Raw genomic sequence first — 24,426 nt, forward strand, 5'->3', positions numbered from 1 at the left:
GCTTAACCTCTATTAGATACCAATTATTTTTATCCCTTCTTCTTTGCCTTCTTCTTTCTCTCGAACTCTTCTTGTTCTTTTTTCATCTTATTGTTTCTGAGATAAACAATAAGCAAAAGAACTACTACTAAAATTAATCCTGCACCTACAATTGAACCCACCAATAACCAATTAATACCTGGTTCTTGAATTAAACCAACAGCTTTCTTGTTAAAGTCTTCTGCGTCTTTCTTACTAATCGTAAACCCTTCTGTCCACTCCCATTTTTGACTCCCCGACTTTGCTAGGATATGCGCTCTATACTTCCCTGGTTTCATTGGCTGTCCTTCCATAGACACAGGAAAGTTCATCACTGTATTAGGTGCAAAACGCATATTTGAACGTGTTGCCTCATACAATACATTATCATCATTTTCTCCCATAATTTGAGCTTCTACTGAAACATCTTTAACAATATCACTAGATTTATTTCCTAAGTCAATAACTATGGTATTCTTATAGTCAGGTTGATCTGCATATGCTTTCACAAATCCCAATTCATATGGGATTTCCGTCTCTGATTCTCGCAATTGTAGCCCCAAAACATAAGCATATTCATTCACAACCATTGTTCCTCGTTGCTCGCTTGGATTCTCATCTTTCGTTACCCGCTGCATATGAATCCCACCTAGTACTATTCCATCAAATGATGTCTCTGGCATAGTCAGTTTAATTGATAGTGGAACTACTTTTCCGACTGGAATTTCAAGTGTTTTTGGTACATCCACAATATCTGTAAAGTTAAACTTCATTGACTTATCTGCCTGTAGACTTGTTGATCCATATTCAATTACTCCATTTGGATTGGTTCTAGCGCTGTTGGCACTTACTGACACAGTAATTGGCTCTGAACCTGGGTTGCTTAACAACACCTCGACTGTCTGTTCTTGACCAGGTTTCATCTTCAGATCAAAATAACCATTTTTGGATAATTGATTTTCTGGATAAACAATCTTATATGTAAAACCAATTGCACCAGCTGGACTATCGTCTTTCTCTCCTTGTGCCAAAAGAGGTGTACCTAGAAAGAAAAACACGACCATTCCCAGAATCCATATGTAAACTTTAGACTTACTGTTCATACTATTCCTCCCTGAAGGGACATACATCGTCTTCTATTCCTAGCTACAAAACCTTCTACGACTCCTACTTGGGTAAGTTTTACCATAGCTACTGTATTCAAGAATTTGAATTTCATGTATATTCCTTTTTAAAAATTTATTTCACCAATATTAGTATCTAAGATAACTTTCTTTTTTTAATTTAAACAACTATCTTGCATCTACTACTCTACTTCATTAATTTTTGAAAGAATATATTCACTATTTAATATTCTCTGAAGTTGAATCTTTTCTTTTAATCGCAACCATGAGTAGTCCAATATCTAACAGAAGAATACCAATCATATGTATAAAAAGTGTCTTGTTTTCTCCAGCTGAAGGTAGATTAGATTGTGCATTTTCAAGCCTATGCTTTTTAGCATTTGTTGTAAATTGAGGACTACCTGGTTTCACGTTCTTTTCAACAGTTAGACTACCCTCAGATGTTGGAGATTCTTTTATTGGAGCTTTTTTCCCTTTTACTGTTATTGTTGCTATAGCCGTAGTATCTTCAAACGTATAAGATACCTCGTAAACGCCCGCTTTCTTAACATCTACTTTTGACGCATCTACCGTTAGTTGATCGAATGGGACTGTATCTCCATACTTATCGTATGCATCATCCAAATTATTTTCTGCTGTCCACTCATCTCCTACGTTAATCGTAGAATCATGTACATTTACTTCAACTGCGTATTCTTTTCTTTCTACTGTTACTGTCGCTACAGCCGTGGTATCTTCAAACGTATAAGATACCTCGTAAACGCCCGCTTTCTTAACATCTACTCTTGACGCATCTACCGTTAGTTGATCGAATGGGACTGCGTCTCCATATCTATCGTATGCATCATCAAAATTATTTTCTGCTATCCACTCATCTCCTACGTTAATCGTAGAATCATGTACATTTACTTCAACTGCGTATTCTTTTCTTTCTACAGTTACTATTGCTACAGCCGTAGTATCTTCAAACGTATAAGATACCTCGTAAACGCCCGCTTTCTTAATATCTACTTTTGACGCATCTACCGTTAGTTGATCGAATGGGATTGTGTCTCCATACTTATCATATGCATCATCAAAATTATTTTCTGCTGTCCACTCGTCTCCTACATTAATCGTAGAATCGTGGACGTTTATTTGGTTTGTTCCTTTTATTTCCCAAACATAAGTTTCTACTAAATTATTGAGCTCATGTTTAGGGTATAGCGATATCAGTTCTGCTGTAGTATATGTATGCCCTTTTGGTTTATTTGTTGTCCCGTTCTCAACAGCTTGCCAATTACCTGTATATAAAGAATCAGAAGGTGGAGAATTCAACTGCATACTTGAAGTTAAAAAAACATTTGAACCCAACGCTATTTCTCGCAACCCAGAACTAGAAAACATGCTGTCGTTCGATGATACATTGGACATATTCCAGTTACTTATATCCAAACTTGTTAAGTTTCTGGTACCATAAAACAAAGTCCTCATTCTAGTAACCTTAGATGTATTCCAATTACTTACATCCAAATTTGCTAAGCTAGCTGCTCCAGAAAACATGCTCTCCATATTTGAAACATTGGATGTGTCCCAATTACTCACATCTAAATTTGTCAAGTTGCTAGCTCTAAAAAACATGTTCCACATAGTAATGACCTTAGATGTATTCCAATTACTTACATCCAAACTTACTAAGTTGCTAGCATTATAAAACATGCTCGACGTATTTACGACATTAGACATATCCCAATTACTCACATCCAAATTTGCTAAATTATCCGCTCCAGCAAACATGTTGCTCATATCTGTAACTTTAGATGTGTTCCAGTTACTTACGTTCAGCTCTGTGACTTTAACTGCATCAAACATGCCAAACATGTCAACAACATTAGATGTATCCCAATTGCTCACATCTAAACTTGTCAAGTTACTAGTATTCCTAAACATAAACCTCATCTGGGTAACATTAGACGTATTGAAAAAGTAAGTTCCACTTATTTCTTCCAGATTGCTCATACCATCAAAAAGACCTGTTGAGTTTGAAGGCAGTATTACCTCTCCAGTTACTTCAATTTTTTTTATACTCTTTCTAATCTCTTCCTGTGCCCAAGGTCGCAAACTCAGTATTCCCCACTCACCAGTACCAATTACCATTGTTTGTGTATCAGAATTGTATGTCCATTCACTAGTTCCGTATGTTCCACTACTCAAACTATCTGATTGAGCCAGAATTCCTGTTTCATCAGCTACGCTGTCAGTTGCTGCTTCTAATTCAATAGGAGAAGATTGGGCCTCTATAGAGGGAAGTTCATAGTCGTTTCCTTCACCACTTGCCGTAAGATCTTCACTTACATTCGAGTCCGTACTATCTTCTAAAGGAATACTATCATCATTCTCAGAGTCATCTGTCAACTCTACTTGAGCTAAGTCATTATCGTTTACATTGTCAGATGTCGCAAATACAGTATAACTAGGACTCATTCCAGAAAGCACCAAAACCATCACACTAACTTTCGTTAACACTCGATTATACTTCATATATTTCTCCTCACTATAAGTTGTATTTCCATTGTCACTACTGATCAATATCTATGTACTATTTAAACTGTCCTACAAAAAAGGCAACAACAATCGGCTTTAAGAACAATATTATGTTTAGACACCTTCTATATTCTTCTTTTTTACTACCTGTTTATTCACAATTTCTACCTCTCTTTCCTAATTAATATTCATACCTAACTGCCTCCAACTGAATGCTTTTCTTGATAACTTATTACTGCTACAAGAAAGCAACAACAGCAACGATACCAATAAATAATACAAAAATAATAGCTGTTTTTCATCAAAAAAAATGAAAAAAAAATATTTTTTTTTAATTCCATTAGAAAATATACGAACTAAAAAGTAATCTAAAACAATCTTAAAGAAATTTATACACACCTAAAAACAATTAACCTTCGTATTTATTTGAAAAAATAAAAAAAAAAAATAATAATAGCGTTTTCTTTAAAATCGAATAATATGAATTATATTCTGAAAATATCTCGTTCATCCCCAATTTATATACTTATACCCGTTAAATATATAAGGAATCTACAAATTTCCCATTTTACATTGACAATACTCCGTTTATACGCTCATTTAGAATGAAACATTCTCGTATATACTTTATGCGAAACAACTGTAAATCTATTAGGGGCAAGACAATGTCTTCTTATAGTATTGAATTATTTTCTCTACATCGAGTAGTCTGTTAAAAAGTTTGATTTATCGTGATTGATTTTGCTAATTCCATCATAAGTATTTGAAACTACAGCTTACATCAAAAAAGTATTCATCTGATTTTTCAACAATGCATTTTTTACTTTGTATCGTTACAGTTTACCCATAAGAGCAATCAAGTTCTTCCTCTCTTATAGGTAAACCAAAAATTACTATACTTTTCTATTTAGCTTTTTTTCCAAATAAATTAGTTTTATAGTCCCAACTATACGGTTTTGGACTATCGTCTCCATCAATGTTTGGAGTGATAAATACAGTTATCCAGCATTCGTCAGAGTTATCAAAATCTACAGGAACTTCATTATCTAGTTTGATGCTTTCTTTATTTTTACTTGAATGATCTTCACCTAAATTCTTCTCATCGATTGTTAGAATATAACCCACAAATTTATAATATTCGGGAACTCTTGTTTTTAACACTAAGTTAGTATCTTCAAAAATTATATATTTTTTAAATAAATCAGAAGTAATATGTTGCTCATCGTCTATCGTCGTACTCTTTGATGTTAATGGGCGTTCCATAGACAGTTCATTTCCTTCTAACACATGAAATCCCATTGATGGAATCACAACATCTTCATTTGGATTTAAAACTGTTTGTCTAATATTTATCTTATTAATGTCTTTTTTAACCTTTATTTCCACAGCTGGTGATTCTACTACCTGTAGATCATTCGATGCTACAGCAAAAGAATTATACATGACTTTCTCAGTCTTAAAATCAATATTTTCATCTGCTTTCATATCAAATTCTACAGTGAATGTTTCTAAGTCTTCTAGAATTTCAGATTCCTTTAATGAAATTTTAAAGCTTCTAATATCACTCCATTTTTGAACTTCACTTGCTGACAACCAAATTGGGGAAGATGAATTGGCAGGATTTGTAATCTTTTGAGTCGTCGATGGGTAATTAACTTTTTGAATTAAATCATCTCGCTTCGGGTTTTCTGATGTGCTGTACATAACATCAAATTTGCTCGCCCACTCGTCATTTAAAACAATTTTATCCAGGAGGTGAAGATTTGCTTGACTTCCTCTTGCAACATTATCTGTGATCCCAGAATCATCTATTGACGGGAAAACATCCATTAACACAAAATTATCTATAGTATCTTTTAGTGGATTAGTAACTTTTAATTGAAACGAAAGTTTTTCTGTAGAACTAATTGAAACTTTGTTTTTATAATTTGCATCTGCTTCTTTTTTTACAAATTTTTCCACAGATACTCCTGTTCTTTTTAATAGTTGATAGTTGTTAGACGATTTAAAATACTGTTGTGTCGTATCACCATCTCCATTTATATCACTTTGGTCATTCTCAACTATCGTGTCAGTAATTATTCCAGTACCTGGTACTGCGGAAAACTTATTATTCTTAGCAAAACCAAATACTGTTGGTCTTAACTTAGGTCCCGCTTTATCACTAACATTAATTGCAAATTCTACTGATACGCTAGAATTTGCAAACACTCTTTTATCATTCCAATGAACCTTGATGAGTTGTTGCTCTGTCCCATTGTAATTGTCTGTTACAACTTCAAAATCACCATTTGCTGAACTATCATCTTCATCTGATTTCAAACCCAAACTATCAGTAAAAATTGGTTTGGCACCCATATTCATTTGAATACCTTTAGGCAATAATATATAGGATTCTATAGGTTCTTGAAGGTCTACATTTGAACTGTAGTCATTACGTAAAGTAGCTTTCAACTTATTTTCTCCTACTAAAACAGCATCTCCAGAATGATCCAAAAACTCTACACTTGCTTTAACAATTGGAGCCATATTGGTTGTTGCTTCAATATTTACAGTTCTAGGACCTAACCAGTCTGTAGGCGATTGATGATTTTCACCATATCTATAATATTCTTTAGTTTCTCCGTGAATTTTACCTCTATAGAATGTTCTATTTGCTAGGGTACCAGTAGCACCCTGTTTAACTCGATAATTAGAATATACTCCTAGAAAAGTGTCTACTGGCATTCTGGTACCTTGCAAATTAGTATTTGCAGTATTTTTATTATCATCATATTGATATAACACTTCATAAGACAACACTCGCTCATTTTCACTCAACATTAAATCTTTTCTACCTAACAATATTGTATCATCTAATAAAATTTTTGTTGTTTGTTCATCTGTCAATTGTAGCTTTCGAAAATTGTTAGGTGAATTTATTTCAAATTTGATGCTAATTCTGGGTATTGAATCAAATGGTGTTACTGGAACACCATATAGTACATATTGTGTTGGCTTATATATTCTAATACTACTCAATATGAGATTTGGGTCCACTACTTCATTCACCCCAATATAATCAAATTCTACTCGATTTCGATACATTGCTTCATAGTCCCAACGCCTAGCAGACAAACGACCAGGGTCATTGTATGCTTTTCCTCCTACTAAAGACACCTGGTTTACGAACAATAGATCCGCACCATCTGTCGTAGTGATATTAGGGTTCACACTACTACCTAGACCACCCTTGTTATTTCCTGGGCCCCTGTACACAGAACTTATAAAATTTCCATTTGATGAAGGAAATTTATATTCTGAAGTTCCAGTCCTAACAATCCCCTCCTTTGTGTCAGACGAAGCGGATACATCATCTGTCCCAAAAGAGCTCATAAAATATTGATTAGACAGAACCGTCCTATCTTTAACTCCTTTAGCAATTTTTGTATACACTTGAAACTCAATATCGAAAATCGTTTTCCCTTCTTCAATAGATTTTTTTTGCTCCTCAATGGATGGAGCAGGAAATATCCATGAATAATGTGTTGATCCATCTATTTGCTTTTCGACTATTGGTTCTACACCTAAAGAGTTACCTACATATTCAAGATTAGAATTTACAATCTTATCAGTTATTTTAATAGGACTACCTTCTTTTAAGAAAATTAACCCTGTATTACTACTATTAACAGTGGATTTTATTTTCCAATTGATAGTATCACCTGGCATTGGTGCTAATCCTGCAGATCGATCTTGTGAGCCATCATAAATTTTCGACATAGACATGTTTATAGTGCTTTTAATTTTTACTTTTGCCATGTCACTCATATTTATTTCTTTCGATTCAAAAAAAGCTTGAACAGGAATCTCACTCCCATTTTTTGTCTCTCCATTTGTAGTTACAATTTTCAATACTGTCTTGTATGTTTTTCCTGCTTTAAAATTAGGAAAAGCGTAGGTCAATTGTTTCTGAACTGAATCGTATGCAGGAGTAACACCATCTATCTTTAATTCCTCTAAAGATTGTTGAAATACTCCTTCCTCAGGGAGCTTTATTCTCATCTTTGCATCTGTATATGTTTGTCGGCTCCCTGTTGCTTTTAATTCAATTGAAAATGTCCCAGTTTGACCTGAAAGAATTTCAGATTGAAAACTGCTAACACTAATATCCGTATTTATATCTCCTACAGCGTCAACTAATTTACTATTTAAAAAAAATGCAAGAAGAAGACTACACGCAATAAAAAATATTTCGAACATTTTCTTACAAGTAGAATTCAATAATCTATCACTCATATATTTCCCATCCTTATTTTTTTACAACTAGTCACTTGTCATGTTGTTTGTGAACTTAATACTTCATCTACCTTGTATAACGGCGATTCCAAAATTGGTATTTCACTATTCCACCAAGCATCACGATACGCAAACTTCGTTGTATGAATTCCTTCCACTTTAATTTCAAAAGTCATTTTAGCACTCTTGTACTCATCAGAGATGTTCTCTTTGTTCATCCTTACTTTTGAAAAGAGTGGTGCTGTATCTTCATTTTGCATCAGTTTCTTCTTATAATAAAAATAGCCGTCTTTCCCATCTATCCACTCAGTTAAATTGTAATCTACAGTTAAAACTGCTTTATCTCCATTCGTAGTAGCTGGTAATAATGCATCAACCCCTTCATCTGTTTCTACCGTAATGACTGGGGTTGCCAAAACTCGAATGAAACTTTCCAACCCTCCTGTATTCTTTATAGAAACTCGCTTTGTATAGTCTATATCTGGTTCAAACGAACTCGGTGGTGTAAAGTCTTCTTCTATTGAAGATTTTAAGTTTCCTATTTGGAAATCATTCTGCTTCTGATCATGATCTGTTAATGCAGAATATGTTGCTCTAACTCCATAAAATAGTGCAAGCATCAACACAAACATACTGATTCCCAAACAAACAAATTTCAACACTTTTTGCTTTGAGGATACTAGTTTTCCGAACATTCCTTTAAAATCCCCCTTTCAATGCGCTATAATTATTCTACTTGGCACCCACATCAATAGCATTCTCTAACATCTTGTATACATCACTGTTGTTTTCTACACCCCAAGAACTAAAAAGTACGGATGTTGTATCATGTGCATCCATAAAAACTTTTAACTTGTATAGAGAGCTTTTGTATTTGTTAGGTAACAAGCTTGACAAAGTAACACTATTAATTAATGGTTCGCTTTCCTCTCCTGGTTGTAACACTTCAGAATAGTAAAAATATCCGTTTTCATACAGCCAATATTTTCTCATCCCATCAGATGGTGCAGTCTCTTTAAATGCAGAAGAAAAATTCATAGAGAGAAATTTAAGTGGCGTATCAGGACGAGTAGAACTATTATATTCATACATATCTGTTCCGTTTTTAGGATCAGAAACAATTGCTGCTGATGCCAAATAATGTTTTCCATCTTTTGTGTATGTTCCACCATCATTACTTGCAAGCTTCCAAGTATCTGTATCATTAACATCTACTCTAGGATCAACTATTGTATTTGACTCTTTAAGATTGCCGTTTCCTACACGATCTGTCATATCTACTTGGAAAGTTAATAAAAACTCATACAATGATATTCGAACAAGCGCAGGTGTTTCACCTGTATTTGTTACACTAACAATTTTGGATGTTTCCTCACCTGGTTGCCAATTACTTTGAGGAGTAAAAACTTCTGTAATTTCTGCTAATAATCTAGTCCCTTCAAATCTATTTTCTTTAGAATCAACGGAAATAAACCATGCATATGTACTTCCTAAAATCACGAAACAGAACATTGCGAAAGTTATGAAAAACTTCATTCTCCTAGAATTCCATACACTACTCTTAGAGGATTTTTTTTTTCTATTCTTTTTTTTTAAGTCCATACTTCTCTTTTTTGACATGTCTTGATATTCCTTTCTTACTATTTCGTCATTTTAGAAAATAGATTTCAATTATTTGTTTAACTTATCTACAATCTTCTTTCTATCTGATTTCCACACTAACAAAATTAATAATAAGAAGAATAGTCCTAAACATGTATAGAGAATTGCTTGACGCCATTCTTCACCAGTTTTTGGTAGGAGCCCTAGAATTTTTGAGGAATTATTTGAATCTTTTGGAACATTTGTGGATGCCTTAGCTTTTACTGCATAAAATATCCAATCATTTTCCATAACATTCTTTTTTGAGAAATCTTTATTCGTGTATTCTCCAGATATCCAAAAATCTACTTCCATAGCACGACTATCACCAGCCTTAAAAACACCTAAGTCTAACGGTGCATTTTGTAAATTTCGTTCTTTGGTTATGCCTGATACCGGTCCTTCATATACTAATTTTGATTGGTAAGTTATTTTCATCTGAATAGCCTCAGATAAATCTAAAATACCAGTTACTCTTGGTGAGGAGATAAGCATGCTAAGTTTGTATGGAATATCTTTTTCCATATTCATCATTGAAATTGTAGTATGCCACTTTTTCCCAGGTAATACATCATTGACCTGAACTAAGTATCTTCCATCCTTTCGAACTGAAATACCTTTATCGTCACCAACAACCATTCCAGAAGGTAACTCTTGCGCTTGTGACATCACCGGACATATATTAAAGAATAAAACAACTAGAAAGAATAGACATAATTTATATTTTTTCTTCATTTGTATCCTCCAAAAAGAAACACAATGGTTAGTGAGAACGATATTTTCTAGCATATCACCAACCATCACTGTCTCTATTTCCTGTAATTTAAATCTCGATTTTTGATACTATCTTAATATAGACCTTCTAACGCAGTTTTTAATTCCGTGTTAGTATTGTTAACCCAGTCTGTACTATTAACAGCTTCTTTAGCTGCTTGGATACCTTTAGCATTAACAACTAAATCAAATTTTAGCTTGCTATACTCCATACCCGCTGAACTATCTAATTGAACAGAATCCAATAATTGAGCAGTTTGGGCTTGTGCTTTAACAATTCCAACATAATAGAAAGTTGCATCAGCTTTGTTGAAATACCACTTGTTTGGCGTTGGAGTTTCAGATAAATTTACAAAGTGCAACTTAATTTTTGAATCACTATTTGCATCAATTGTTGCTTTACCATTCGCATCAATTGAAATTGTTGGTTGGTAAAGCGGGTTTGTCCAATCTGCAGGTGTTTGAGTAGATGCTAAATCTACATATTTAAACTCTGCAGTAGACGGTGTAATTTCATTGGTAGCATCGTTCCGACTATATGAACCAACTTTTGCATAGTATTTTGAAGTACCATTATCCCAATAAGACACATATTTAAAAGTTGTACCTGCTTCTGTCGTTACTGCTTGTTCTTTTGCTTTTAGTGTATAGTTTCCTGCGTAGTCTCCACCAGTCACAGAAATCGTTTTTTCAGGTGTAATTTTTGAATCAACCCAAGTTCCTGTCGCAGTTGTTGAATCGTTCAGCTTGAAAAGATAAGTTTGTTCTTCTGTTTTCCCGTTTAAAATTGTGCCATCTGCACTCAATTTTGCTGAAGCATCATTTAATTTAGTTACAAGTTCTTGAAACGAGACACGAATCATAGAATCGTAGTTTCCAGAGTTTAATACAGCTACATCTTTGTTTATATCTTGACCTGGTTTCCAATCTTTCGGTGGTGTAAATGTCTCCAGTATCTCTGTGTCATTTCCTGCAATTTCTCCTTCAAAATGGTTAGTCGCGCTATCTTGACTTGTAAACCATGCGAATGTTCCTAATAAAGCTGCCATAGCTGCAAAAGTACTCGCAGCAACTAACCATTTTTTCTTGTTCTTTTTTACTATCATTTTTGTGTCCTCCTAAGATTTTTCTTATTTATATTAACCCTTTTTTTGGGAGTAATATCTCTTCTCTGAATTCTTTTCCTGTTTGTCCTTTTAGCACTATCACTAAAAATGTAGACGCGCATAACAAATATGAATCCCCATATACAACTAACAAACATTAGTGACAATAGCTTATTCTCTTTTATAAACGCTAGTATTCCACCAAATTTCGGTATTGAAAACGTTACTTTTCCAACAAGCTGCGAAGCTGCAATTGGCATGTCATCTGTTTTATTAGCATCCCCTCGTGTTACAAAAAACGTTCCTTCTTCGTCACCAAGTTTATCCAGCACTTTGACTACTCTGTGTGTTAAATAGTTAGTACTCTTATTTGCTGGATTAGATGATGGATGATATGTAATCACATCACCTGCCTTTATTTCATTTACAGGAGTTTCTTTGATAGTTAAGATATCTCCTGCTCTAAAACCACCTGGTTTAATCTTATTTCCGGGAGAAACCATCGAATTAGACAACACACCGAAAATACGGTAGCCATTTAAAGATTGATCATTTCTTTGTGCCAATACAAACAATCCTGAGCCTAAAATAAAACCAATAGTGACCACATAGAAAAGTAGATTAAAAAAGAATCGTACTATTTTTTGTTGTTTAGATACCTTTTTCACTATTCTTTTTTTACTACTTGCCTTTTTCTTAGGTCTCCTCTTCTTTGTTGTGTTTTTCTCTTTGGAAGCTGATTGATTTTTTTTGCCCTGTACTTTTGACAAAACATATCTCATCTCATTTCTATTCACTTATCTACTTCATCTTTATATATTTCCAAAAACAAATTAGTCTTACAATACTTCAATCTCTACTATATTTACTACGGTATCCTAAAAAAATAAATCTATAAGTATTCTACAAAAATATACCCTTTTGATCTTATCGTTTTTAAGTCAAAGAATATAGGTAAATCTCTAGTACTGTATTTCTTACGAATATGATGAATCAAATTCGCAATTCGAGCTCTAACGAAAGAAGCATCCTCATCTGCTCTCGCTCCCCAGACTGCTGTAAAAATCTGGTTATAGGGCACCGTATTTCCTTTATTTTTATGTAACAGACTAACTATGCGATACTCTAATGCTGTCAGTAAAATTTCATCATATCCTGGAAATATTATACTTCGATTACCTTCATCAATTATGTACTTCTCATCTGAACTTACTTCATTTTGGACACATTTTTTTCGTTCAGGAGATTCTTTTCTTAATTCCTGCCTTGAAATAAGAGTATTTTGAATCGTTAACCGAATCTCCAAGCACTGCTTATCTTCACCGAAAACACCACTTGCTCCTAAATTCAGAAGTAATATTCGATCAGAACTTTCCATATCTCTTGATAGAATCCAAATGGGCAATGATATACCGGATTCTTTAATTCGAATAACTATATTACATATACCTGCTTTGGAATCACTTGTTCTATCACAAATGACTATACCATCAACAATACTTGCATATTCATCTACTTCATGTAGAGGAATTTCTACAACTTCACACACATTTCTGTCAAAAATATCCATCTTATCTGATTTATCCAGTTCATCCAGATATATCATTCCAATTTTATTCATATTTTCTACATTCCTTTCCTAATTATATGTACTTTTAATACGCACTACTAAACTACTTCCAAATGAATGCTTCTCCTGAGCGCTTATTGCAATTTCAAGTAAGAAACTGTATCAACCCTACCAATGAATAATATAAAAAAAACGACTGTTTTTCATCAAATAAAAAAAAAAAAAGAGACTTTTTTTTGACTCTATCGATTCCAAAAACACTTGGAAAGTCCTAAATAAAAAACTTTTAGCAAGTTATATTTTCCTGACCTTCTATTTTTTTCGTATTTTTATAGAAAAATCGCAAAAAAAATAAGAATAGCGCTTTCTTTTTTTGTGTTCAAAAGAAAATTATATGAAATATAACAATAAAATATACATTTTATATTAAACAAATATAGATATGTCTGTTTAATTGATAAGAAAATTGTCAATTGTCTCACTTTAGAATAGCAGTGTCTCTTTTTATACGAAGTAAAAAAGAAGTCATAGGGATAGGATGGTACCTTCTTATAGTGAAGAGTTCTTTTGTAAGGAAAACAATGACATCCTAAAAAGGTACTAACCATTCTCGCAAAAAAATAAAAGATGATCTACTTCTTGATACGACTCACTATCTATCAAACAACATAAATGTTTTTAGAGTCTGTTAATTATTTGAACTTCCCGTTTAAGTTATTTTGAGAGGGTAACTCGTAAAATCTCTTAGCAGAAAAGGAGACCTTACGACAATGCAGAGATAAAATCATTTCATAGCAGTATTAATAATTTGACACCATATCTCTATTTTTTTGTAGAGAGTCTATCACCAATGGATCACATACTTAAAATTTTTAAAGTATCAATAATATAGAAAATTAATTTCAATAAGTATTTTGTGAAAAATAGAATTGCACTTATATTGACAAACCCGTAACAACAAAAACTTACGACTTGTTAAGCAAAATAACTGCCGAAAATTAAAGAGTTTGAGAAAATAGCTCTTTGATTTCACGGCAGTTATTTAGATATTCTTTTACAGTATTTAAATCTTGACAAAATAGGATCAAAATATAGTAAAACTTATTCCTGATTCTGGTATGTTTTAGATATTAGAACAACACCAAACTCATCTTTTAGCTTCATCTGAAGTACATAGGAAACTCAAACAAATTAAATAGACAAATAAATTTGGATACTTCCATCAGTTTTATAATGTTCAAAGTCAGTGATATACGTTCTCTTTCCTTGAATCTCTTCATTGGCCCAAATCTGATTCCAACTATCTCCAACAGCTTCTGGTGTCCTTTCTTTCACATTAACTACAATGTAATTTCCAGCTACAACAGTTACTGATTCTTTAGAGCCATCAGTAACTGTTCCCACCAATAGATCAAAATTCCCAGTGTGGTCACTCTCATAGTTTGAGTATACTGCAAAGATATCTCCTTCAAAGCCTAACGAAGGAACTTTCCCCCATAGTTTAGCAATGTCTTCCAAATTTTGATTGTTCGTGCGAATCTTTTCTCCATGAATAGTCATTTGTTTCATCTTTTTTTCCAAATATATCATCTCCATTTCACTTGATGTTAGTAGAATAACAAATAAATACTGACAACAGTATGTCATTATTTTAAAAAAACTACTAGTAAAAAAATGAAGTGTTGTCAATTGTCAAAATGGAATCCAATATTCGAAAACAGAGTGTCTTACAGTTTATTTTATTACTACCTTAGTGACACCTTTATTAACTTTCCCTTATGATTTCTTGATGATTTCTTGAAAAAGACATTTTTGGTCAAATACTTCTGTGCAAATTCTTATATTCTAGTTCATCCTTTAGAACTTAAGAGCGCAACTTATTCATCAAGAAACCAGATCAAAAGACGACATACAGTTGTCATCTTTTGAATGATAGACTATTTTTTACAAACAATTTGAAAACGAAGGAGCGAAGGAAAAATGAAGGACATCTGTTCTGCAACAACTACACACTTTAATTTGTCCCCTGAACCTTAAATAATTGGCTCAAAAGAAAACAAAGTTCAAGTTCCACTGGATAAATTGAAGAAGACTTAAAAGGGAACTAACCTAGCTATGTTTCGAAGCGAGCAATTATTTTATATTACCATGTAAAGAGCTTAGCTTTTGCAATAATAATGCTTTGTCTTATAATTTGACTATGCAGAAAAAAATAATGACACTCTAGGAGGGATATCTATGAAAAAAATTGAGCGCGTTCTTGCTATTATCGTTTTACTTTTAGAAGATGAGGTTGTTCCTGCTAAGCAACTTGCGCAACGATTCAGTGTGGATAAAAGAACGATTTTCAGAGATATTGAAACTATTGAAATGTCAGGATTTCCCATTGTTTCACATCAAGGACGCAACGGTGGGTTTTCTTTGATTAGTTCCTTTAAGCTTCGGAGCTACACATATAGCGAAGAGGAGAAACAAGATATTTTAACTGCATTAAAAATGAAGGAAGACCTCATTGATCTTGATGACCACCAACACCTAATCAAGGAAAAATTACAACTTTTACAAGGAACAACATCTGTAGCAAGAAAACCGGAGCGTCTTATTTCTTTCGATTCACCCACACTTCATCGGCCTGAAATTGAAAGTGAAACGAAACTAAAAAACAAACAAATTAATCTTGCGTTAACTAAGAAGAAGAAAATATCCATTGGCTACGTTAGCAACAAAGGGATTTTAATTAATCAAACCATCCATCCGTATGAACTAATGCTAATGAATGGTAGCTGGTATATTTATTCCTATTGTGAAAAGCAACAAGACTTTAGATACTTGAAAGTAACTAGGATTCGAAAATTAACTGTCTTGGAAAAAACATTCAAGTCAATTGATCGACCAAATATTTCCACAGAAACTCCTAACGAAATAATCACATTAAATTTTCGAAAAGAAGATCTAGGTAAGCTCTATGATTATTATCTGGAAAGTGAAATCAAGTTGAAGGATGATCACATTGAAGTCTCCTTTTGTGCGAATCAACAACAATATATTGTTCCATTCTTACTAATGTTTGGGGATAAAGCAAAAGTAATTTCACCAGAATACTTGAAAGAACAACATAAGGCAGCAATCAAAGAGTTACAAAAAACATATTGAATTTTTCCAGGATAGATTAGGCTACTGCTAAACACTCATAAATTAACCTGCACAGTGTTAATATTTGTATCATTATTTACAATTCGCATATCCATGTCTATTAATAAATCAGTATTTTACATTGTAACATCTACTTTAGAATATGAAACATACACATTTCTTCTTTTTTCACGACTTTTGTCTAATACGCCCTTACAAAAGACAATGATATTTTCTTTTAACAAAAATCCAAGAAAAGACCATTCTATATTTCACTTTTCTTATTTATTCAAAAAAAAATAAAAAAACAATAGATTTTTTCAGATTAATATGTTTTTTTTTTTTTGCAGAAAACAACTTAAATTACTTTGTATTGATGAAATCTTTCAACTATAGTAGTTATTATATACAGAAAGGAGCTCCTAATATGATATATCTCTTTGAAAAAAAAGATACTAGAATTTATCGAATGGTTGGTGAATTCCTCCGCACTCCTACAATCAAAATTAGTGAGTTAACAAACCTGCTAGATGTTTCTCTTTCAACTCTAACAAAAGATATTGCAGAAACAAATGAACTTTTTCAAAAAAGCAATATTAAAGCCCATATTGCTTTAGCTAATCAAGAAGCTACAATAGATCGAACGGCAAGTTTTTCTCTCTCAAAACTAGCAATTTTTCTATTTGAGCGTTCCTTCAAAGGAAACATCTTACTAGATGCATTCTATGAAAGAAAAATAGACATCGATCTATATACCTACTCATATGATATGTCTGAAGCAAGTTTTTACAGAAAGATAAATGAATTGAAGACAGAACTAGTACGATTCAATTTGCAGTTAAACACAAAACCTATAGAACTTTATGGTAGCGAACAAGATATTCGGTATTTTTATCTATCACTTTTTTGGGGTGTTTATCGTGGGATTCAATGGCCGTTTACTATTCCTAGAGAGGATTATTTAGAAAAAGTTCAATCTGGTGAAAAGGCTATTCTTTTTAGTCTTCCTGTTGTTCAAAAAGAACGCTGGTTATATTGGATTGCTGTTATTGAACAGAGGAGGAGGAGGAAACATTTTGTTTCTTCATTATCTACAAAATATGGTGACAGTCCAATGAAAATTGTTTCTTTCCTTACCTTTATTGAAAATCCTGACGAGACTTTAACTCTTATCCCAGAAAAACATATTACCAATGAAGGAAATTACGAAACATCAATTGCAGAAACAACAACATTTGTTTCATCATCAAATACACCAATTGTTTATTCATATATCAGGTATCACCAATTTCATGATACTGAGTTATGGCAAGTTGCTAACTATTTACTTGAACTAGTTCTAGACAATTCAGAATTTTTAGAGGAAGTAAAGGACTCTCCTTTATTTATGATGAGACTTTTAACGTTACTCTTACAAACAAATAGGAATTCTTACCATTATCAATCAATGTTTTATTCCTTACTTGATCATTTCCAACCTTCTTTACTTGACACAAGTAGTCGTTCACAAGAGATACTGGCAAATAAAATAGCTGCAGCAATCACGATAACTAACACAAAATTCCCACATTTTAATATTAAAGATGAGAAATTTTTGATTGCATCTCTAAGTGAATCAATTCTTGGCGGTTTCAAATTTAATTTCTATAATGACAGTTACAATATTTCTTTGTTACTCGAGAATCTTTATACGGCGGAACTTATAAAAAAACAAATTTCTGCGCTGAATTATAAATTAACGATTTCAACAGAAAATGAAGATATAAAAAAAGCTGATTTGATTATCTGTGAAAATTATACAGAATCTATCATACCTGAAATAAATGAGTCCACTCAAGTTTTTGTTCTTGCAAAAAGCTATCTAACACAACGTGATTTAGATGGTATAAATAATTTTTTGCGTACTGCTAAATCATAAATATTTTATTTTTTTCGAATTTATAAGTTGGGTTACTAGGAATACATTTCATTCTTAACTGTATCCCACACTTTGCGCTGAACACAGTCTCTTTTAAATTCAGCGAAGTGTGGGATATTTGGATATCCCTCTAAATTAACTCTTGGTCCTAAAACAGTAATGTCAATACTCTTGTTGATGGTGATTGCTCTCTTATCCACAGCCGTTATCCTAGCCTCACGCCTAAAAAGTAACTATATAACTCATGGTAGCAATTTAAGACACCTTTGGAGGATTTAATGAAAAAGTCTGAGAGAATTAATCAAGAAATGTTCTATTTACAAGAAAAAAAGAATTTAACTTACGTGATTTAATTGAAGAGTTTAATATTTCTAAAAGCACAGCTTTACGTGATATTTCTGAATTAGAAAGCCTAGGAGTCCCCTTATATGCAGAAAACGGAAGGTATGGAGGATATCGAATTATTCAAAATAATTTTTTACCTCCAATGTTTTTTAGTAAAAAAGAAATCTTTACAATTTTTTTCTGCCTTCATTTGTTAAAATCTATAGTTAACTCTCCTTTTGGGTGTTCATACAATAATATAGAAACTAATTTGCTACAAACATTTTCTAACAGTGATCAAAGAGAAATAACTAATTCTATGAATTACATTAACTTTGAAGGTCATATTCAACTAACGGATGTATCAAATCTAGAAAATTTGTATGCGTGTATTATCAAAGATAAAGTAATTTCTTTTGATTATACTAGAAAATCACCTACCCATCGTAAAATCTATCCAATTCACTTAACAATACGGGACGGTTATTGGTACTGCACTGGTTTAGATATTGATAAATCAGCATACAGAACATTTCGTTGTGACTTAAAAAAAACACTATGATTGATGAAGAAAAAAATATTAAAATCTCTAAAAAGGACACAGCAAAACATGTATATGAACAGTAATTGAAATATGGCACATTGAATTTCAAAATAAAGTTATCCTTAGAGGAATGTTCTCACTATAAAAGAAATAAATATCCAAACATTTATTTCAAAAAAGCATATCTTATTGGAAAAATAAATGAAAAGGAAGTCGATTTTCTTACAAATTATCTATTAGGATTTGGTACAATAATTAGAAATATAGATAATGAGCTGATTAAAGCAACATACAGGGATAAAATTAAGATACTTCTAAATAATATTTAACATTAGAAGAAGAACTTTAATTTATTTTCCCAAAAACAATTGTTTGTATAAAGTTTGACTAGAGGCAATCAAAATCTTTGAACTTAAAAATAATTGATAGTAAAAAGAGTAATTAAAATAACTATTTTTAATACGCATACTTTTAAGTAATCCTGGCTCAGTACGATTATATAAAATTATTGGTATTTTCATACATTATTTACATTAGACAGATGATTTCTATTTAGTTGTGTAAGACCGCTTTTGATTTTACTCTATTTTTTCAAGTATAATGTATAGGATTTCTCCACTAAATATGCTATTATTATAGTAGAAAAGGAGGGGATTGTTTGTCAAAAGCAAGCTATTTTGCTTCTCTACTTCAAAAAGGTTATTTTATTGAGAAGTACAAAGAGGCAGGAAATTCTATGTTGCCAATTATCAAGTCTAATCAACCAGTTAGTCTAAAACCTATATCAGTTAATACGAGTCTGGCGGTTAATGATATTGTCTTTTGTAAAGTTAAAGGTAATTATTATACACACTTAATTACAGCTATCAGAAAACGAAACACCCATACTGAATACCAAATATCTAACAACCATGGACATATAAATGGCTGGATTAAACAAGGAAATATTTTTGGTAAAGTAGTTAAAATTTGGTAGATACCAAGTTTTATTTTTTTACTCAAAAAAATTCCAATTTTATTTTCAACGACGTGCTTTTTGGTTAGATATATGGTACAGACCTTTAGCATCATATGAAGATAGCCATCTCTAGTAAAGTTTAATCTCCCATTAGTTCAAACCCGTTGAGAGAAAAATATCATTTAATTAAAAATGCTCTAGAATTACCTTATGGGAATGATTGAACAACCCTTTCAAAGTATTCCGGAAAAATGCCTATGGGTTTCGTAGTTGCTATGACTTTAGATTGTTATGCCTTGAAACGTTTTTTTTCAACTAATAGAAAAAAACTAGAGGGAATTTCCTCTAGGATTTATCATACTGGATTCAATTCTTTCGTTTTTCGTCACTAACATTAGTGGTACAAATAACCGACAAACTTTGCCTAGCTATGTTCATTCTTATTTATAAATTACTTAAATAGTTCTTTTATTTTATCTACGATACTACCTGTATCAGCTTTTGACAACAATCCTTTGACTGATTCAAATTGATCTCCAAGATCGTCTTTATGCTCCTCTACAAACTTTGTGGCTGCATCAATCTTTCCTTCCCCAATTAACTCTTTTACTTTAGCAATTATTTCATCAACGTTCATACCTTTTCCACCTTTCTTTATAAGACAGTCTTGTTCTCAAAAGACTACTACATTAAAAATTTGTCTCGATATTAAGGGACTTACTTAACTATATCAACGAATAATCGATTTTTCCAATGATTTGTACTCTTTCTGGTTTGGTTTTAATTGATTTCACTATACTAATCTTTATCTATTTCAAAATTAATATTTTTGGTAAACATACTTTGAAGTAAATCTGATTAATCATGCTTAGATAAGATTTTGATCGTTTCCACATATTGATACACATTGCACAAAAAAAGTGATCTCTATGCAGCTACATAGGATCACTTTTTTCGATACTCTTTTTATTTGCTGTACTCAAATTGGAAGTGGTTGAAAGAAATAGCTCTCCACGCAAATGATTCCTCCCATATAGAGGTCAAAAATATTTTGATGCTTAAAAATGTATGATATTACTCTCTAACTCATATGCTCCATTCTTTTATTTGCTGGAATGTTACGTCTATTTATAGTTAGTCTCCTCTAAAATATGTAATTGAACATATGTAGCATTAAAAAAATCTATTCAATAAGAAATGACGAATTTCTTCCATGACGGATAGTTTTGATCTAAAAAATTAAAACATCAATAGGTAGTATGTACTACTATCGAAATTAACTAGACTTTCCTAGGTACCTTTTTCTGGAAGAAAAAATAGTTCGCATCAATTTTTAAGATGTTTAGCCTTTATTGTGGGCTGGTTATTCAAATTTATTTAACTGATTTTTCAGGAACAGTATTACACCGATAAATTTTAGGTGTTTTTTCTGTTTAACAAGAAGAACAAATAAATCAATCCCTTGACACTGTTTCTTCAAGACCTATTGGTGTAATTAACAACACTTTTAAAATGGTTCAATCCAGTAGGCATAATACGAGATAAGACAATTCCTTCTCTATTGCTCAATATTCTTTCACTACGTTTGAAATGAGCAAAGTACATGTCAGAAAATAAAAAAAATATTTATTTCGACATGTACGCTCACTATAAGTCTTTACTTCTTCATTCTATATCTTTTTGACAACACTGCCCCTGAAAATAACAAAATTAGAATACCTAAAAAACCAATTCGTGAAATTTCTTCTCCAGTGTTTAACAATCTCCCCGTAGTCCTCCCACTTGGTTTGATAAGATTTCCAGTATTTGCTGAACCAGTTTCAGGATCTACTTCCTTTCCACCAACATTTGGTGTCAACGGATCTGTTCCTAATTCTACTTCCTTACCATCAGGTACTCCATCTCCATCTGTATCTGGATTCAATGGATCTGTACCCAGCTCCAGTTCTTTACCATCAGGTACTCCATCTCCATCTGTATCTGGATTCAATGGATCTGTATCCAGCTCCAGTTCTTTACCATCAGGTACCCCATCTCCATCTGTATCTGGATTCAATGGATCTGTACCCAGCTCCAGTTCTTTACCATCAGGTACTCCATCTCCATCTGTATCTGGATTCAATGGATCTGTACCCAGCTCCAGTTCTTTACCATCAGGTACCCCATCTCCATCTGTATCTGGATTCAATGGATCTGTACCCAGCTCCAGTTCTTTACCATCAGGTACCCCATCTCCATCTGTATCTGGATTCAATGGATCTGTACCCAGCTCCAGTTCTTTACCATCAGGTACTCCATCTCCATCTGTATCTGGATTCAATGGATCTGTACCCAGCTCCAGTTCTTTACCATCAGGTACTCCATCTCCATCTGTATCTGGATTCAATGGATCTGTACCCAGCTCCAGTTCTTTACCATCAGGTACCCCATCTCCATCTGTATCTGGATTCAATGGATCTGTACCCAGCTCCAGTTCTTTACCATCAGGTACTCCATCTCCATCTGTATCTGGATTCAATGGATCTGTACCCAGCTCCAGTTCTTTACCATCAGGTACCCCATCTCCATCTGTATCTGGATTCAATGGATCTGTACCCAGCTCCAGTTCTTTACCATCAGGTACCCCATCTCCATCTGTATCTGGATTCAACGGATCAGTTCCTAGTTCTACTTCCTTACCATCTGGCAAGCCATCTCCATCTGTATCTGGATTCAACGGATCAGTTCCTAATTTTATTTCTTCTTCATCCAGCAACCCATCTCCATCCGTGTCTTTAGATGTATAAGAAACAATTACTTCCTCTGACGGCGGTGCTCCTGTTACAACATCTGTTGCTACTACGCTGATAGGCTGTCCTTCAATTACCTCTGAAGTAGGGATTTCTGCTTCATACATACCGTTTTCATCTGTTACTACAGTGACAACTGTTCCAGCATCTGTTGTTATTTTAACCTCAGTTCCAGCTGGAGCTCCTTCAACAAGTCCCGATACAATTGAAACTTCTACATCTTTGAGACTGATCTCCGCTGTTGGCGTTGGTGTATACAAATTGTAGTACACAAAAGAATCTATCTGTACCTCTTGTACATTAGAAACGTGTCCACCTGTTGTTGCAAACAATGCCAATACGTAACCTGTAGCTATACCATCCGGAACCAACCATTGAGACACATCGTTAGACCATACTACTCCATCATATACAACAGTCAATGTCTTCGAACCACCATTATAACTAGCTTGAAAAGGTCTAAACTCATTGTTTATAGGCTCTGAAATTACTTGGACATCAGGAGCCCATTTTAACCCATACTCTTCTGAAGAGTCTGAAGATAGAAAACCTGCAAACGAACTGCCCACACCCTGTGATGTACCAAACTGACTCGGGTCATACTGATTAAACCATGTGTCTGTTGAAAAACCAAAAGCATCTGACAAGCCCGCTACACCATGTCTCCCCCCCTCTCCACCGATCGAAGCAAAGTCATTAGGATGCATAACAAAGGCAACACCATCCGATCCTCCTGAATTTCCAGTACTAGGATTAGGGTTCTGTGAACCATCCCCTAAGTTTATAGATCCAGTAAATATAAAATCTTCATTCATATTTATTCGATCTCTTAAATAGCTAACACCCATTTGTAAAAATTCATCATTTGTCAACCGAATAATGCCAGTAGACGAGTCATAGGATGCCTGTCCGCTTAAACCAAAATGATCTAAATAGTTGGATGAATTTACGATGACCTCTTTCGAAACAGCATCCACCACTTCAGGCTTACTTCCTGCTACAATCATAGCTATCATTCCAAGAGAACCTACAGTAGCTATTTTTTTTGTTATCTTTTCTATTCTAAATTGTTTCATTAACAACCAACTTCCTGTTTCTAATTTTTTTATCCATCGCCTAAAAAGGCAAGAAATCATTTGTTTTCATATACCAAATAGTTCATTTGAATTATCCATATTCTCTTCTGCTAAACAGGTTAGATAAAGAAATAATCCATCAAATAAAAGCTTTTAAACTAGCTCTCTTTTCTTATATGCCGCTAATCTCATCTATGTCTTAGAGACAACAGCTTTGTCTCTCTTGATAAGGTAGCTTTCTGCCAAGCAAAGTACCTTGTCGAAACATATGTATCAGGCATTTCGTTATCATTGAAATATTCTACCCCATTCGATCAAACAGAGAAAACATTGTAGTTTCTTACAAACTTAATTTTTTGAGATAGATATTTTATTTTCACCTCTGATGCCAATTCGTCTCACTCCATGATCACTTCTAGTATCCCTAATTGTAGATAATCTTTGTAAAAAAATATACTCTCAATATAGTCATTTATTACTATGTAAACCATTCTAACGGTATTTGTCCACATTGATCCCTCCTATCTATATGATGAAATAGCGCTACTTATTGTTTCTGAAGTCTGTTATGATATATTTGTGCTGGTTCTATACTCTTTGTCATAACTTCCTTAGTATACTAAATTTTTTTAAAATGTTCATTTCAAAAAA

The 24,426-nt window shown here is 33.1% G+C and carries 16 protein-coding genes and 1 pseudogene; 5 read left to right on the plus strand and 12 right to left on the minus strand.

Going from position 1 to position 24,426, the window contains the following annotated elements; all coding sequences use genetic code 11:
• Nucleotides 1-29: 29 nt before the first annotated feature.
• From CC204_RS20100 to CC204_RS20145, 10 genes are all read right to left on the minus strand, one after another.
• Complete coding sequence (locus CC204_RS20100; RefSeq protein WP_162288384.1) at nucleotides 30-1,121, minus strand: WxLIP family cell surface protein; 1,092 nt, start codon at nucleotides 1,119-1,121, stop codon at nucleotides 30-32.
• 240 nt (nucleotides 1,122-1,361) lie between these two features.
• Nucleotides 1,362-3,710, minus strand: coding sequence for a BspA family leucine-rich repeat surface protein (locus CC204_RS20105; protein ID WP_157894342.1), 2,349 nt, complete (start codon nucleotides 3,708-3,710; stop codon nucleotides 1,362-1,364).
• Nucleotides 3,711-4,568: 858 nt separating this feature from the next.
• Nucleotides 4,569-7,943 (minus strand): hypothetical protein, encoded by a 3,375-nt coding sequence (locus tag CC204_RS20110; RefSeq protein ID WP_088271900.1) that lies wholly within the window; start codon nucleotides 7,941-7,943, stop codon nucleotides 4,569-4,571.
• A gap of 38 nt (nucleotides 7,944-7,981) precedes the next feature.
• On the minus strand, nucleotides 7,982-8,638 hold the full coding sequence (locus CC204_RS20115; RefSeq protein WP_088271901.1) for a hypothetical protein: 657 nt from the start codon (nucleotides 8,636-8,638) through the stop codon (nucleotides 7,982-7,984).
• Between the two features lie 37 nt (nucleotides 8,639-8,675).
• Complete coding sequence (locus tag CC204_RS20120) at nucleotides 8,676-9,563, minus strand: BsaA family SipW-dependent biofilm matrix protein (protein WP_088271902.1); 888 nt, start codon at nucleotides 9,561-9,563, stop codon at nucleotides 8,676-8,678.
• Between the two features lie 51 nt (nucleotides 9,564-9,614).
• Nucleotides 9,615-10,319, minus strand: a complete 705-nt coding sequence (locus CC204_RS20125) for a hypothetical protein (RefSeq protein WP_088271903.1) — start codon at nucleotides 10,317-10,319, stop codon at nucleotides 9,615-9,617.
• A 113-nt stretch (nucleotides 10,320-10,432) separates the two neighbouring features.
• On the minus strand, nucleotides 10,433-11,464 hold the full coding sequence (locus CC204_RS20130) for a BsaA family SipW-dependent biofilm matrix protein (protein ID WP_088271904.1): 1,032 nt from the start codon (nucleotides 11,462-11,464) through the stop codon (nucleotides 10,433-10,435).
• On the minus strand, nucleotides 11,461-12,261 hold the full coding sequence (locus CC204_RS20135) for a signal peptidase I (protein ID WP_227011283.1): 801 nt from the start codon (nucleotides 12,259-12,261) through the stop codon (nucleotides 11,461-11,463). The genes CC204_RS20130 and CC204_RS20135 overlap by 4 nt, the downstream gene beginning before the upstream one ends.
• Before the next feature lie 95 nt (nucleotides 12,262-12,356).
• A complete protein-coding gene (locus CC204_RS20140; protein ID WP_088271905.1) occupies nucleotides 12,357-13,085 on the minus strand; it encodes a winged helix-turn-helix domain-containing protein in 729 nt (242 codons plus the stop codon).
• A gap of 1,140 nt (nucleotides 13,086-14,225) precedes the next feature.
• Nucleotides 14,226-14,615 carry a GyrI-like domain-containing protein gene (locus tag CC204_RS20145; protein WP_227011284.1) on the minus strand — a complete coding sequence of 130 codons (390 nt, stop codon included), beginning with the start codon at nucleotides 14,613-14,615 and terminating at the stop codon, nucleotides 14,226-14,228.
• Between the two features lie 657 nt (nucleotides 14,616-15,272).
• On the opposite strand from CC204_RS20145, the gene CC204_RS20150 reads away from it, so the two are divergent.
• The 5 genes and pseudogenes from CC204_RS20150 to CC204_RS20170 all read left to right on the plus strand — a co-directional run bounded on the left by CC204_RS20150 (nucleotide 15,273) and on the right by CC204_RS20170 (nucleotide 19,928).
• Nucleotides 15,273-16,187, plus strand: a complete 915-nt coding sequence (locus CC204_RS20150) for a helix-turn-helix transcriptional regulator (protein WP_088271906.1) — start codon at nucleotides 15,273-15,275, stop codon at nucleotides 16,185-16,187.
• A 406-nt stretch (nucleotides 16,188-16,593) separates the two neighbouring features.
• A complete protein-coding gene (locus CC204_RS20155; protein ID WP_157894343.1) occupies nucleotides 16,594-18,084 on the plus strand; it encodes a helix-turn-helix domain-containing protein in 1,491 nt (496 codons plus the stop codon).
• 331 nt (nucleotides 18,085-18,415) lie between these two features.
• Nucleotides 18,416-18,532: pseudogene (locus CC204_RS21890) on the plus strand (HTH domain-containing protein); the annotation flags it as partial.
• 39 nt (nucleotides 18,533-18,571) lie between these two features.
• The gene (locus tag CC204_RS21895; protein WP_088271908.1) at nucleotides 18,572-18,970 is read left to right on the plus strand and encodes a helix-turn-helix transcriptional regulator; all 399 of its coding nucleotides are present in this window, start codon (nucleotides 18,572-18,574) and stop codon (nucleotides 18,968-18,970) included.
• 640 nt (nucleotides 18,971-19,610) lie between these two features.
• Nucleotides 19,611-19,928 carry a phage repressor protein gene (locus tag CC204_RS20170; RefSeq protein ID WP_088271909.1) on the plus strand — a complete coding sequence of 106 codons (318 nt, stop codon included), beginning with the start codon at nucleotides 19,611-19,613 and terminating at the stop codon, nucleotides 19,926-19,928.
• A 433-nt stretch (nucleotides 19,929-20,361) separates the two neighbouring features.
• On the opposite strand, the gene CC204_RS20175 is transcribed toward CC204_RS20170, so the two are convergent.
• Together CC204_RS20175 and CC204_RS20180 are read right to left on the minus strand one after the other, a co-directional pair.
• Nucleotides 20,362-20,547 (minus strand): hypothetical protein, encoded by a 186-nt coding sequence (locus CC204_RS20175; RefSeq protein ID WP_088271910.1) that lies wholly within the window; start codon nucleotides 20,545-20,547, stop codon nucleotides 20,362-20,364.
• Between the two features lie 1,020 nt (nucleotides 20,548-21,567).
• Complete coding sequence (locus CC204_RS20180; protein ID WP_088271911.1) at nucleotides 21,568-23,775, minus strand: lectin-like domain-containing protein; 2,208 nt, start codon at nucleotides 23,773-23,775, stop codon at nucleotides 21,568-21,570.
• Nucleotides 23,776-24,426: the final 651 nt, after the last annotated feature.

This window comes from Enterococcus wangshanyuanii, assembly GCF_002197645.1.
In the GTDB taxonomy this organism is placed as follows: domain Bacteria; phylum Bacillota; class Bacilli; order Lactobacillales; family Enterococcaceae; genus Enterococcus_L; species Enterococcus_L wangshanyuanii.